Below are 13330 nucleotides of genomic sequence, written 5' to 3' on the forward strand. Positions count from 1 at the left end.
CTGACGGCAAAAGAGACTCAGACTTTGGCCAGCACCAGACGCGCAGGCTTTTCGAGGCGAAGCTTTTTCCCGGTACTGATCAGGCTGCTGCCCTGTTCGGCGCCGTAGAGGTCATCGAGAAAGGTAGCGCTGAGGCCTTGCGCCTGGCCGTCGTAATGGATGTGCCCGCCTTTCAGCGCTACAGCTCTCGGGCAGTAGCGCATTGCGTAGTCGACCTGATGCAGGGTGACGACGACGGTTTTGCCGTCGCGGCGGTTGATGTCGGCAAGGATTTCCATGACCCGGCGAGCGGATTCGGGGTCGAGCGAGGCGATGGGTTCGTCAGCCAGAATGACTTCGGCGCGTTGGGTCAGTGCACGGGCGATGGCCACGCGCTGCTGCTGACCACCCGACAGGGTCGAAGCGCGCTGAGCGGCAAGGTCGGCCAACCCGACACGCTCCAGCGACGTCATCGCGAACTGCTTTTCCTCGGTGTTGAACAGCGCCAGGTTGCCGCGCCAGCGTGGCATGCGGCCAAGGCAGCCGAGCAGCACGTTGTCGAGCACGCTGAGGCGATTGACCAGATTGAATTGCTGAAAGATGTAACCGATGTCGGCACGCAGACGGCGTACATGACGGTTGAGACGGCCTGAAGCCTGTACCTCGCGATCCAGCACCTTGACCCGGCCACCGTTTTCCCGATCACAGCACGCCAGCCCGGCCAGATGCCGCAACAGGGTGGACTTGCCCGATCCGGAAGCTCCGATCAGCGCAACCATCTCGCCGTGTTGTATAGACAACTCAAGGCCAACCAACGCGCTTTTACGGGAAAAACTCTTGTTCAACCCTTCGACATGGATAGCTGGAGTCATGGTCTGTCTCGGTCTGCCCTACGACCCGGTGCAGGTCGTATTCGGTTGTCAGCCAGACTGAACCGGACGTGTTGCAGAGACGTGAAGCGGGGATGACGAACCCGTAACAGTTTTTCGCAGGTTGCGTTGCAGGCGCGTCAGGCCCGACGCCGGGAGGCATCCCCACACAAGAGCGTGAGAATGCCCCAGCCGCTATCAGATACGGAAACTGCCCACCAGTTGCTGCAGGCGCGCGGCCTGTTCTTCCAGCGAATTGCAGGCTTCCAGGGTCTGGCGCAGGTTGTCGACACCGAGCTGGTTAAGCGTGTTGATGTGGGTGATATCGACGTTGATCGATTCCACCACCGAGGTCTGCTCTTCTGTCGCGGCGGCCACCGACTGGTTCATGCCATTGATCTCGTCGATGCGGCGGGTGACGCTGCCCAGACGTTCGCCGGCGCGGTTGGCGATGCCCACGCTGTCTTCGCTCTGACGCTGGCTTTCGGTCATGTTGATCACTGCATCACGGGCACCGACCTGCAGCTCTTCGATCATCTTCTGGACCTGTTGCGCCGAGTCCTGGGTCCGGTGAGCCAGGTTGCGCACTTCATCGGCGACCACCGCGAAACCACGCCCTGCTTCACCGGCACGTGCCGCTTCAATGGCAGCGTTGAGTGCCAGCAGGTTGGTCTGCTGGGAAATGCTGGTGATCACTTCAAGAATCTGCCCGATGTTGGCGGTCTTGTCGTTCAGGCTTTCGATGTTCACGCACGACTCGCTGATCTTGCCGGACAACTCATTCATCGCCTTGATGGTCTGCTGCACGACCGCCTGACCGTCACCGGCCAGCCCACTTGCATCGCTTGACTGCTGCGACGTGCGCGCTGCGTTCTGCGCGATTTCCTGAGCAGCAGCGCCCAGTTCGTTGATCGCCGCCGCCACGCTCTCGGTGCGGTTTGCCTGCTGGTCGGAGTTACTCATCGAGGCGTTGGAGACCTTCACCACCTGCGTCGCGACCGAACCCAACTGAGCGGCCGTGGAGGCAACTTCACGAATCGACGCGTGGATGCGCTCGACGAAGTGGTTGAACGATTGCGCCAGCGCGCCGAACTCGTCCTGCGAGGTGATCGCCAGACGTTTGGTCAGGTCACCCTCACCGTCCGCGATATCACGCATCGCGCGACCCATCTGGTGCAGTGGCTGCATCAATACACGGATCAGCAGGCCCAGCAGCAGTATGATCACTACCACCACCACGACCATCGCCGTGATGGCCGAAGCGCGGAATTCGCTGAGCATCGAATAGGCGGCGTCCTGTTCCAGCACCAGTGCCACATACCAGTTGGCCGTGGAAACGCCCTGCACCGGGGTAAACGAGATGATCTCCGGCTTGTTGCCGGAATCGATCTCCGTGACGCCCGTAGCGATCTTCGGCGTATTGGTCGGGTACGCTTCGCTGATGTTTTTCAACACCAGTTTGCTGTCCGGGTGCACCAGAATCTTGCCTTCGGCGCTGACCAGAAATGCGTAGCCATGACCGTTGAAGTTCAACGAGTTGATGATCTTGCTGACGCTGTCCAGCGAGATGTCGGCACCGGCCACGCCAGCCAACTGGTTCTGGATCTTGACCGGGGTCGCGATGGTCATGACCAGCTTGCCGGACGAAGCGGCAATGTAGGGCTCGGTAACGATGGTGCCTGTCGCATTCTGAGCCGCCTTGTACCAGCCACGGGCGCGCGGGTCGTAGTCGGCCGGCCGGGTCGCAGACGGGTTGGAGAGCATCACGCCTTCGGTGGTGCCGAAATAACCCAGTTGAAAGTTATCGCTGTAAACCGAAAGCCCCACGGCACGCTGCAACTGCGGCAGTTCCTTGCCGTCGATGGCGATCTGCTGGGACATGGAATGAAGCAACTGGATGCGGCTTTCCAGCCAGGTCTGAATATTCTGTGTAGTCAGCGTGCCGAGTTGTTGCAGCTCAGACTGAACACTGGACTTCAGCGACTGACGCTGTCGATAGTCATTGATGACAATGAACACACTGAACGCGACAATCACAATCAAAGCTGCGGCCAAGAGGATTTTCTTGCTGAAACCCAGGCTTTTCATCATAGCGAGTACTTCCACGGCATAAACAATAAGGACGATCCAGTGATCGCCAGACAATCTTCAGAAACGGTGCCGCTTTTTCGAAGGGGTTTCTGGAACTCGAATCGAAACAGTCGAACAGCCCCTTGGTGGTATATCGGCCAGGCTTGACGAGTCTTTTATTTTTATTTTCGAACCGGGTGAGAAACCCTTCCCACAAATGATGGCAAAACGTGCAGAGCGGAAAAAACTGGCTATGGTCAAATCATCCCGTATTCCAGAGGATGGTCCCCGCCATGATGAGTATTGAAAAGCTGTTTGACGATTTGCACAGTCTGCCGAGCATTCCCAAAGTGGCTCAGGACCTGATGCTGCAATTCGACAACCCCTCCTCCAACCTGGAAAGCATCGCGCGCAATATCGAGAAAGACCCGGTGATTGCCGCCAAGGTCCTGCGTCTGGCCAACTCGGCGCGCTTCCGGGGTTCCCGTGAATCATCCAGTATCGAAGACGCCGCCATGCGCCTGGGCTTCAACACGCTGCGCACGCTGGTGATGGCATCGGCAGTGACCGGCGCGTTCAAGGCGGGGCCGAGCTTTGACCTCAAGGCGTTCTGGCTGAAGAGTTTCCAGGTGGCCGGAATCTGCCGGATGCTGGCCAGGCAAAGCGGTGCGGATGCAGAGATCGCCTTCACCTGTGGCGTGATGCACAACATCGGCGAGCTGTTGATCCAGACCGGCGCGCCAGAAGTAGCCGAACGTCTGAACAGCGCGACCAAGGCCGGGACAGCCGGACGCGCAGCCAATGAAACCGTGCAGCTGGGTTTCGGCTACCCGGAAGTGGGCACCGAACTGGCGCGGCGCTGGCAACTGCCCAAAGTGATCCAAGAGGCAATCGCATATCAGGCCAAGCCGATGCAAGCCCCCAATGACGCGCCGTTGCCGCGCATCGTCGCTCAGGCCATCGTGATATCCGATGCACTGGAAGCCCACGGCGGCGCCACACCTGAAGCGCAGAAAGCGTCCGACGGCCCCATCATGGAAGGCATCGACCTGGATGCTCTGTTCGCCGGACTGCCTGCGGTGCTGGAGGCGGACAAGGCGTTTGCACAGCTGTTGAGTTGATCGCCAGTGACCCCTGCGCCAAGCGCCTGGCAGATCCTGAAGCAATCAAGGGATCATGGGAGGCGGCTTGCCGGCGATGCGTTGCTGATGCAACACATCAGCAACTGAACTGACGCCATCGCCGGCAAGCCGCCTTTCATAGATAGGTATCCATCAGGCACGCTTCGGGATTATTCAAGCGCCTCGACCAGCGCCTTATTGAACGCAGCCGGTTCTTCCATCTGTGGCGCATGGCCCATACCCTTGAACGCCACCAGCCTGGCACCCGGAATCATCTCAGTGACCTGCTTGCCCAACACCTTGTACTGACCGATTTTGGCCTTCACGTCAGGCGGTGCGATGTCGCTGCCAATGGCAGTGGTGTCCGCGTCACCGATCATCAGCACAGTCGGCACCTGCAGTTTCGGGAATTCGTAGAACACCGGCTGGGTAAAAATCATGTCGTAGATCAGCGCCGAGTTCCAGGCAACGGCTTTCTGACCGGGACCTTTGTTCAGCCCTGCCAACATATCCACCCACTTGTCGTACTCAGGCTTCCAGCGCCCGTCGTAATAGGTCTTCTGCTCGTAGGCACGAATGCCTTCGGCGGTGGTCTTCAGTTCCCGCTCATACCACTGATCCACGGTGCGGTACGGCACACCGAGCGCTTTCCAGTCTTCCAGGCCAATCGGGTTGACCATCACCAGCTTCTCGGTCTGCTTCGGGTACATCAATGCATAACGTGTGGCCAGCATGCCGCCGGTTGAGTGACCAACGACCGACACCTTGTCGATGCCGAGCTTTTCCAGCAGCGCATGAGTATTCACCGACAGTTGCTGGAAGCTGTACTGGTAATAGCCAGGCTTGGTCGAGGTGCAGAAACCGATCTGGTCGGGGGCAATCACTCGATAACCTGCGGCGCTCAAGCCCTTGATGGTGTCTTCCCAAGTGGCAGCGCAGAAATTCTTGCCATGCATCAGCACGGCGGTTCGGCCATTGGCCTTGCCGGTGGGAGCGACATCCATGTAACCCATCTCCAACGCCTGGCCCTGGGACTGGAAGTCGAATTTCTTGAGTGGGTGGGGATAGGTGAAGCCTTCCAGTTGCTGACCATAACTGGGCGTTTCAGCCAGCGCCACGCAGGGCAGCGTCATTGACATCAACAGACCGGCAATCTTTGCAGCCCGCATAGGGGCACCTCCTGTGGGGTATGGGTAGAGAGTGCCGGAACACACAGGCATAGGCGTTCCGACCCCGGAAGTAGACCTCAGATCCCACAACAGATTCGCCCTTTTCCTACCTACGGAAACGTAAGAAGACGTTTCCGGGCTGCGAGGCAAAATGCTGGACGTCCCCTGCGGCGCGTCCCTAGACTGGCGCATCCTCTTGCAGGCGCCATCCGGATGAACCTGTCTGATGCCAAGGAACCCACATGAATCGCAATGAACTGCGCAAGGCCGATATCAACCTGATGGTGGTCTTCGAGACCCTGATGCAGGAGCGCAATGTGACTCGCGCGGCGGAAAAACTGTTTCTCGGCCAGCCAACCATCAGCGCGGCGCTCAACCGTCTGCGCGGCCTGCTCAACGATCCGCTGTTCATTCGCGTCGGCCATCGCATGGAGCCGACCGCTCGCGCCCATGAAATCCTCAAGCACCTGACGCCGGCTCTGGACGCCATGTCCACAGCGCTGAGCCTGACCACGGACTTCGATCCTTCGGTGAGCAAGATGACCTTTCGCATCGGCCTGTCCGACGATGTCGAATTCGGTCTGTTCCCCGCCATGCTCAAGGCGATCCGCGAGGAAGCGCCGGGCGTAGTGATTGTGGTCAAGCACGTCGATTACCTGAATATTTCCGAGGTCCTGATGTCGGGGGACATCACGGTCGGGGTCTGCCTGACGCGCGAACTGCCCGCCAACGCCAAACGCAAGACGCTGCGCAATGTTCAGCCACGTCTGGTCAGGGCCGATAAACCGTCAGGCCCTATGTCGATGGACGAGTACTGTTCGCGGCCGCACGTGGTGGTATCGCATGTCGCCAGCGTAAGCAGCTTCGCCGATGAGTGGCTGACCGCGCTGGGCCGCAAGCGTCAGGTGGTGCTATCGGTGCCGCAATTCACCACCCTGCCCGCGCTGATGGCCGGTACCGACCTGATTTCGGGGCTGTCCGATTACGCGGCGAGTGCCATGAGTGCATTGGGACTGGTGTACGACGAACCGTTGCCCTTCCCCACGCCGGGACTGGACCTGTCGATGACATGGCTGAGCGTGATGGACAACGACCCTGCCGAACGCTGGTTGCGCAGCAGGATCGAGGAATTCATGGGCGAGCGCCGGGAAGCGCCCGCCCTGGCTGGCTGATCAGCCGAAACGACCGGTGATGTAGTCTTCGGTCTGGGTCTTGGAAGGCTTGGTGAAGATGGTGTCGGTGTCGCCGTGCTCGATCAGTTCACCCATGAACATGAACGCGGTGTAATCCGAACAGCGTGCAGCCTGCTGCATGTTGTGGGTCACGATGATCACTGTGAACTGCTCTTTGAGCTCGGTGATCAGTTGCTCGATACGGCCGGTGGAGATCGGGTCCAGGGCGGAAGTCGGCTCATCCAGCAACAGCACCTGAGGCCGCAGCGCGATGGTCCGGGCGATGCACAGACGCTGTTGCTGACCGCCGGACAGACCGGTGGCGCTCTGCTTGAGCTTGTCCTTCACTTCATCCCAGAGTGCGGCGCCACGCAGTGCCTGCTCGACGCGATCCTCCATTTCACGACGCGACAGTTTTTCATGGTGTTTGATGGCGTAGGCGATGTTGTCGTAGATCGACATCGGGAACGGCACCGGCTTCTGGAACACCATGCCGACATGGCTGCGCAGGCGGTTCATCGAGTAGCCAGGCGCCAGAATGTTTTCGCCATTGAGCAGCACTTCGCCGCGCGCTTCCTGTTTCGGGTACATCGCGTAAATACGGTTGAACACACGCAACAGGGTCGACTTGCCGCAACCCGAGGGGCCGATGATCGCAGTGATGCGCTTCTCGGGAATGGTCATGTCGATGGACTTCAGCGACTTCTGGTTGTTGTAGAAAAACTCCAGACCGCGCACTTGAATCTTGGTCTTTTCGTTGGCCAGGGAAAGGTTGTTCATCAGGACGCCCTATTGCGCAGAAGAATTAAGCGAGAAAGCAGACTCAGTATCAGTACGAACAGCGTCATGACCAGCGCACCGGCCCATGCCAGAGAGTGCCAGTCGTCGAACGGGCTCATTGCGTACTGGAACACCACCACCGGAACACTGGCGATTGGCTTGAGCAGATCGCTGCTCCAGAACTGGTTGCCGAATGCGGTGAACAGCAGCGGCGCGGTTTCGCCAGTGATACGTGCCAGAGCCAGCAATACGCCGGTCACGACACCTGCCTTGGCGGCGCGCAGAACGATCTGCAGGGTCAGCTTCCATTGAGGTACACCCAGCGCCAGCGCGGCTTCGCGCATGGTCGAGGGCTGCAGTTGCATCATTTCGTCGGTGGTACGCACCACCACCGGGATCACCAGCAACGCCAGCGCCAGCGCACCGGCAATCGCCGAGAAGCCGACCTGATGGCCAGTCACCGCATTGAGCGGCAGAACGACGACGGTGTACACGAACAGGCCCAGCACGATGGACGGCGCCGACAGCAGAATGTCGTTGATGAAACGCACCGCATTGCCCAATTTGGTGTAGCGCGCAAACTCTGCCAGCCAGATACCCGCCATCAGGCCGATTGGTGTACCGATGAGCAGCCCGATGCCGGACATCAGCACGCTGCCGTAGAAAGCATTGGCCAGACCGCCTTCGGTGCCTGGCGGAGGCGTCATACCGGTAAACAGTTGCAGGTTCAGGGCGTCGATGCCCTTGATAATGGTGGTCAGCAGGATCCAGACCAGCCACAACAGACCGAACGCCGTGGCGCCGCAACTGAGCACCATGGCTATCTTGTTCTTGATATTGCGAACACGGTAAATGCGCTCGCTGCCCGTCAGGTCCTGACTCATAACCCCTCCTTACGCGACAGACGCGACAACATCAGACGTGCGAGGGCCAGCACGATGAAGGTGACCACAAACAACAGGAAGCCCAGAGCGATCAGCGCGGAACGGTGAATATCGGTGTAGGCCTCGTTGAACTCGTTGGCGATGACCGAAGCGATGGAACTGCTCGGCATCATCAGCGACGCCGAGAACTGGTGAGCGTTGCCCAGTACGAAGGTCACCGCCATGGTTTCACCCAGTGCACGGCCCAGCCCCAGGAACACACCGCCTACCACCGCCGAGCGGGTGTAGGGCAGCACGATGTCCCAGACCACTTCCCAGGTCGTGCCACCCAACGCGTAGGCGGACTCCTTGAGCGCGACAGGTACGGTGCGGAAAACTTCCTGCATCACCGAGGTGATGAAAGGCGTGATCATGATTGCCAGCACGATACCGGCCGTCAGCATGCCGATACCCAGCGGCGGGCCTTGGAACATCGGGCCGATCACCGGCAGCGCGCCCAGGTTTTCGGTAATCCAGGGTGACATGTGCTCAGCCATGAACGGCCCGAACACGAACAGCCCCCACATGCCGTAGATGATCGACGGAATACCTGCCAACAGCTCGATGGCCGAGGCGATGGGCATCCGAAGCCACGGCGGCGCTACTTCGGTCAGAAAAATTGCAATGCCGAAACTCACCGGAACGGCGATCAGCAAAGCCAGAAAAGAGGTCACCAGCGTGCCGTAGATCGGAACCAGCGCGCCGAACTTGCCGGCGTTCACATCCCACTCGGTACTGGTCAGAAAGCCAAACCCGAAAGTCTGGAATGCCAGACTGCCACCCCAGAGGGTCGACAGGGCAATACAACCCAGCAAAGCAAGCACCAGCATGGCTGCGGCCTGCAATGAACGCTTGAACCACAGGTCATGGCGATGATCCCGTCTGGCGCGTTTCTCGCCTTCGGTCTCGACAGCTTTGACGGCAGCGGACAGGTATTGGGTGTTTTCAGTCATGTTGAGTCCACTCGCAAGGAAAAGCCCCCGCCATCAGACCGATATCGCGGCCGATGACAGGGGTCGTACAAGCTTGAATCACTTACTTGGTGAATTCAGCTTTCCAGTAGTTTTCTACGCGATCGACCAGCGATTTCGGCAAGGCAACGTAATCCAGCTCTGCAGCCTGCTTCTGACCGTTTTCGAGAGACCACTTGAAGAAGTCGAAAGCCGCTGCGCTCTTCTCTGCGTTCTTGGCCTTCTTGTACATGATGATCCAGGTAGTGGCAGTGATCGGCCATGCTTCTTCACCAGGAGCGTTGGTCATGATCAGACCGAAGTCCTTGGCGTTTGCCCAGTCAGCGGTGTCGGCAGCAGCAGCGAACGACTTGGCGGTCGGCGCGATGAACTTGCCGGCAGCGTTTTTCAGCTGGGTGTAGGACAACTTGTTGGTTACAGCGTAGGAGTATTCAACGTAGCCGATCGAACCTTTGATCTGCTTCACGTAAGCCGAAACACCTTCGTTACCCTTGCCGCCCACGCCTGCTGGCCACTGCACAGTCGAACCGAACTTCAGCTTCTCGTTCCACTCGGCGCTGGCTTTGCTGAGGTAGTTGGTGAAGTTGTAAGTGGTGCCCGAGCCGTCCGAACGGTGAACGACCGTGATTGCGGTGTCAGGCAGCGTCACGCCAGGGTTCAGAGCGACGATTGCAGGGTCGTTCCACTTCTTGACCGTGCCCATGAAGATCTTGGCCAGGGTTTCGCCATCCAGTTTCAGCTTGCCGCTTTCGATGCCTTCCACGTTGATGATCGGCACAATACCGCCAATGACGCTGGGGAATTGGCCCAGGCCGGCAGCCTGCAGGTCTTCGGCGGACATCGGGGCGTCAGAAGCACCGAAATCGACGGTAGCAGCCTTGATCTGGGCAATACCGCCGCCCGAACCGATCGACTGGTAGTTGATGCGGTTGTCGGCAGTTTTGCTGTAGTCCTGGGACCATTTGGAAATGACCGGGAAGACGAAACTCGAACCAGCGCCGGTTACATCAGTCGCGTGCGCTACACCGCTCAGGCACAGCGAAGCGATCAGAAGCGACAAGCGTTTTTTAGTCAGCAGAATCACGGTAATACCTCAGTCCAGGGGATTGTGTGGTGGCCCACTTGAGGAGGCCCGAGGCGGATTTAAACGCTCAAATGTTTCTGTTTAATGACAATCCGTCGAGCAGCCTCGAATGACGTCGCTTTTTATGGTCAATTTCCTACACTCTTTTTTTATTGAAAATTCTCCGCGCTCAATGTTTCCGGGCCTCAAAGGGGCTGATTCAATGGCTAGCCATGTGCCACTCATCACAATATGGCTCAAAGCTATCACCGTTATAAAAGTGTAAAAAAATGTGCCGTTTTAGAAGCTCAGGTTTTCCGAGCGGCGAATGCTTATAACCAGATCGACTGAAAACTGCGTACTTCACTCCCTGTTTACTCGCTTCTCTCCCACCCATTGGAGAACAATTCGGAGACATTAATAAAGGGGTGGTATTAAATCTGGGCATAATCATTGTGCTACCGTTCGTCGGGATCGCTGGCACCTATGGCAAGTGGCCAATGACCAACAGGGGTATCTTAAAAAAATTGGAGTACGCATCATGATCAAGACCAAACTGACTGCCCTGACCCTCGCTGGCCTGATGGCCGTTGCATCGGGTGCTGCCTTTGCTGAAACCTCGCCAACGCCTGCCAATCCCGTCAACGACAACGCGACCAAGCTGCCAGGTACCAATTCGGCGCCGGCAGATCGCAACTCGTCCAACACCAAAGGCACACAACAAGGTGAGCAGACCAACAAGTCGATGAAAAACGGCTCTGGCACCATGACCCATGACAAAGGCACCCACGGTACGCACGACAAGAGCGGCGTGACCGAGAAGCCAAAGGTCAACTGATTATCCGAATGACAGTGGCCGGGAATCTCCCCTGCCACTGGTCGGCCGACTGGCACCAGCGCCCTCGTCGCGCGCTCAATCAATGTACGGACCACACTCACAGGAAATCGCAGAAATGAACCTGAAAACAGTAGGCGCATTGACCCTTGCAGCGCTGCTGGGCAGCGTCAGTGCAGGCGTACTCGCAGGCTCGACCGGGCCGACCAATCCTGACAGCAGCGGCCCAAAAGTGCCGGGCACGGGAATGGAAAAGAATACTGACGGCACGACCCCAGGCACTCAGGGCACCAGCCCGGGCACCAAAGGCATGGATCCTCAGCCAGGCAACAACAGCGGCATGCGCGACAAGACGAATGATTCCGGTAAGGCCGGGATGGATACCGATGGTGACGATCAGGACGATGACGACGACAGCGCACCGTGATTCCGATCTTGATCGAGAACACATAAGCGCAGCGCGGCGGCCCGTCCCAAGCACCCTCAAGGACCGCCTCGCCTCCTCTTTTTTTCAGGCTTGAATACAGCTTTCCTGCAACATCCCCTGCGTCTCATCTCCTCCCTCGGCCCTTTCCAGCGTCCATTTCACATAGCACACATGCACCGGCATCCCATGCTCCGCACAGAAATCCAGCCAACGCAACTGATTGTCCTGCAAGCGGTCCCCGGGCCCTTTCACTTCGATCATCCGGTAACCGCGCTGCTCAGGGAAAAACTGGATAAGGTCCGGCATTCCTGTGCGATTGGCCTTGATATCCTGCAGCAGACGACGAAACCAGTGGCGTAGATGCTCGGCGGGCAGGCAAGCCAGCGCCTGCTCCAGCAAGTCGGGCGTCAGCGCGCCCCAGAACACGAAGGGCGATTGCAAGCCATGTTTGCCGAGGAAGTTCTCAAGGATGGTGGCGCGGTATGCATCGGATTCGAGCTGGGCTAGACAGCCGTCGAACAGGTGGGCACGGCGCTCGTAGAAATCCGGGCTGTAAAGATCGCTCGGGGCGCTGTGAAACGGATGGAAAAAAGCACCCGGCAAGGGTGAGAAAATCGCCGACCAGCACAACAGTCCGAAGAGGGAATTGATCAGCGTGTTCTCGACGTAATGCACCTCGCCGCCCTCTTGCTGCAAGTGTTCGCGGATCAGGTATTCGACACTGCAGCCAGGCAACGGCGTGACTTGCACGTCCATGCGCTCGACCACCCTCGCCGCACGACGGCGTTCGGCTGCCAGGCCCAGCTTGCGCTGCAGGCGTGGCAACACACGCGCCAGATGCTGAACCTCAGCATCGTTTTCCGGCGCCAGCCGGGCCTGTTGCAACAGCGCCATGGCCTCGGCGTATTGTTCATTACGCTCCAGCACCCGGATCTGTCGCGAGCGGGCACCAGGGTAGCTGGACTGCCGGTAAACAGACAGCGCCAGCAGCCAGTCCTGCAGTCGCTCGGCCTGTTGACCGATGCGAAACAGCAGCTTGGCGCGACGTATCTGCAGCCAGGGACTGCGGCAGTGAATGGCAATGGTCTGCTCAGCCAGATCATGCAGCGCAAGACTGGTTTCCAGTGCTTCGCGGCAAGCATGCAATTGCAGGCAGACCTCGATATCTTCCCGCGTCGTGATTGCCCGGGAATCCATGGAAAACTCGACTTTCTCGTAGCGATAGATACCCAGATCGGCCAGCACGAATTCGGACCATTCCTGATAGAGATTGCCGAAATACAACAATCGCAGACGGTCGCACAACGGCATGACCTTCAGAGAAAACACGGCGTCCGGTAACGAGGCATGCCACAGATCAAGGGATCGGGACTCTGTATAGAGTGGCTGCAGGCGGTCGAACCATAGCTCCTTGCGCTCGGCACTCTTCACGCCGTGCGCCTTGAAGCACTGGCTCAACTCATCCTTGCGCAGCAACTGGAAGAGCTCATCCAGACCCAGCGCAGGACGGTCATCGACCCATCCCAATTCAATCAGCGGGCCTGCACTTTCGATCGGGTCACCTATTTCGTCGTAGCTCAGCTTGCTCGCCCGAAACAAGGTGCCCTTGCGCATGACCATTCGCACCAGCAAGCCCTGAGCGGCCACCGGCAGCCCGGCAAACGCCTCGATGAACTGGCGCTCCGATTCGTCGAGCAGGTCGTCGTAACGCTGCGCGATCCAGTCCAGCACCTGGCGAAAGTTTTCCAGGTAATAAAACGGATTGTCGAGAGGTGAAGTATTCAAGGCCAACGGTCACAGGTTCGGTGAACAGACTGGTCAAGGATACTGGCTATCCGTACAGATGCCAGCCCAAAAAGCCACTGTCTACATGCGGGCCGATCAATGGCGCTCTTCATTCAGCGTACTGCCCACCGTAGAATCAATGCGATTTTCCCAATGGCGGAGCGAC

General features: G+C 58.6%; 12 protein-coding genes and 1 pseudogene. 4 read left to right on the forward strand and 9 right to left on the reverse strand.

What is annotated here, in order from left to right:
• Positions 1–17: 17 nt before the first annotated feature.
• The 3 genes and pseudogenes from phnC to KDX39_RS26625 all read right to left on the reverse strand — a co-directional run.
• Positions 18–851: a phosphonate ABC transporter ATP-binding protein gene (phnC, locus tag KDX39_RS15060; RefSeq protein ID WP_231660915.1), complete on the reverse strand. Its 834-nt coding sequence runs from the start codon at positions 849–851 to the stop codon at positions 18–20.
• A 195-nt stretch (positions 852–1046) separates the two neighbouring features.
• The gene (locus KDX39_RS26620) at positions 1047–1811 is read right to left on the reverse strand and encodes a methyl-accepting chemotaxis protein (protein ID WP_414813347.1); all 765 of its coding nucleotides are present in this window, start codon (positions 1809–1811) and stop codon (positions 1047–1049) included.
• A 90-nt stretch (positions 1812–1901) separates the two neighbouring features.
• Positions 1902–2939, reverse strand: a pseudogene (locus tag KDX39_RS26625) (HAMP domain-containing protein); the annotation flags it as partial.
• A 272-nt stretch (positions 2940–3211) separates the two neighbouring features.
• Here KDX39_RS26625 and KDX39_RS15070 point away from each other — a divergent pair.
• On the forward strand, positions 3212–4039 hold the full coding sequence (locus KDX39_RS15070; protein ID WP_210041747.1) for an HDOD domain-containing protein: 828 nt from the start codon (positions 3212–3214) through the stop codon (positions 4037–4039).
• A 170-nt stretch (positions 4040–4209) separates the two neighbouring features.
• Here KDX39_RS15070 and KDX39_RS15075 read toward each other — a convergent pair whose 3' ends face one another.
• Positions 4210–5208 carry an alpha/beta fold hydrolase gene (locus KDX39_RS15075; RefSeq protein WP_210041749.1) on the reverse strand — a complete coding sequence of 333 codons (999 nt, stop codon included), beginning with the start codon at positions 5206–5208 and terminating at the stop codon, positions 4210–4212.
• A 242-nt stretch (positions 5209–5450) separates the two neighbouring features.
• Here KDX39_RS15075 and KDX39_RS15080 point away from each other — a divergent pair, with 242 nt between their 5' ends.
• Positions 5451–6380: a LysR family transcriptional regulator gene (locus KDX39_RS15080; RefSeq protein ID WP_231660917.1), complete on the forward strand. Its 930-nt coding sequence runs from the start codon at positions 5451–5453 to the stop codon at positions 6378–6380.
• Here KDX39_RS15080 and pstB read toward each other — a convergent pair whose 3' ends face one another.
• The 4 genes from pstB to pstS all read right to left on the reverse strand — a co-directional run bounded on the left by pstB (position 6381) and on the right by pstS (position 10138).
• Positions 6381–7160 (reverse strand): phosphate ABC transporter ATP-binding protein PstB, encoded by a 780-nt coding sequence (pstB, locus tag KDX39_RS15085; protein WP_004883964.1) that lies wholly within the window; start codon positions 7158–7160, stop codon positions 6381–6383.
• Entirely contained in the window at positions 7160–8044 is an 885-nt protein-coding gene (pstA, locus tag KDX39_RS15090; RefSeq protein ID WP_099227909.1) for a phosphate ABC transporter permease PstA, read from the reverse strand. Before pstA ends, pstB begins: the two co-directional genes overlap by 1 nt.
• Entirely contained in the window at positions 8041–9036 is a 996-nt protein-coding gene (pstC, locus tag KDX39_RS15095) for a phosphate ABC transporter permease subunit PstC (RefSeq protein ID WP_231660918.1), read from the reverse strand. The genes pstA and pstC overlap by 4 nt, the downstream gene beginning before the upstream one ends.
• Positions 9037–9118: 82 nt before the next feature.
• Positions 9119–10138, reverse strand: coding sequence for a phosphate ABC transporter substrate-binding protein PstS (gene pstS / locus KDX39_RS15100; RefSeq protein WP_099227911.1), 1020 nt, complete (start codon positions 10136–10138; stop codon positions 9119–9121).
• 520 nt (positions 10139–10658) lie between these two features.
• Here pstS and KDX39_RS15105 point away from each other — a divergent pair.
• Both KDX39_RS15105 and KDX39_RS15110 read left to right on the forward strand, forming a co-directional pair.
• Entirely contained in the window at positions 10659–10955 is a 297-nt protein-coding gene (locus tag KDX39_RS15105; protein WP_099227912.1) for a hypothetical protein, read from the forward strand.
• A gap of 115 nt (positions 10956–11070) precedes the next feature.
• The gene (locus KDX39_RS15110; protein WP_099227913.1) at positions 11071–11379 is read left to right on the forward strand and encodes a hypothetical protein; all 309 of its coding nucleotides are present in this window, start codon (positions 11071–11073) and stop codon (positions 11377–11379) included.
• Between the two features lie 84 nt (positions 11380–11463).
• On the opposite strand, the gene KDX39_RS15115 is transcribed toward KDX39_RS15110, so the two are convergent.
• Positions 11464–13164, reverse strand: coding sequence for a VRR-NUC domain-containing protein (locus tag KDX39_RS15115; protein ID WP_231660919.1), 1701 nt, complete (start codon positions 13162–13164; stop codon positions 11464–11466).
• Positions 13165–13330: the final 166 nt, after the last annotated feature.

Origin of the sequence: Pseudomonas sp. CDFA 610 (assembly GCF_021147865.1) — a bacterium.
GTDB classification, from domain to species: Bacteria; Pseudomonadota; Gammaproteobacteria; order Pseudomonadales; family Pseudomonadaceae; genus Aquipseudomonas; species Aquipseudomonas alliivorans.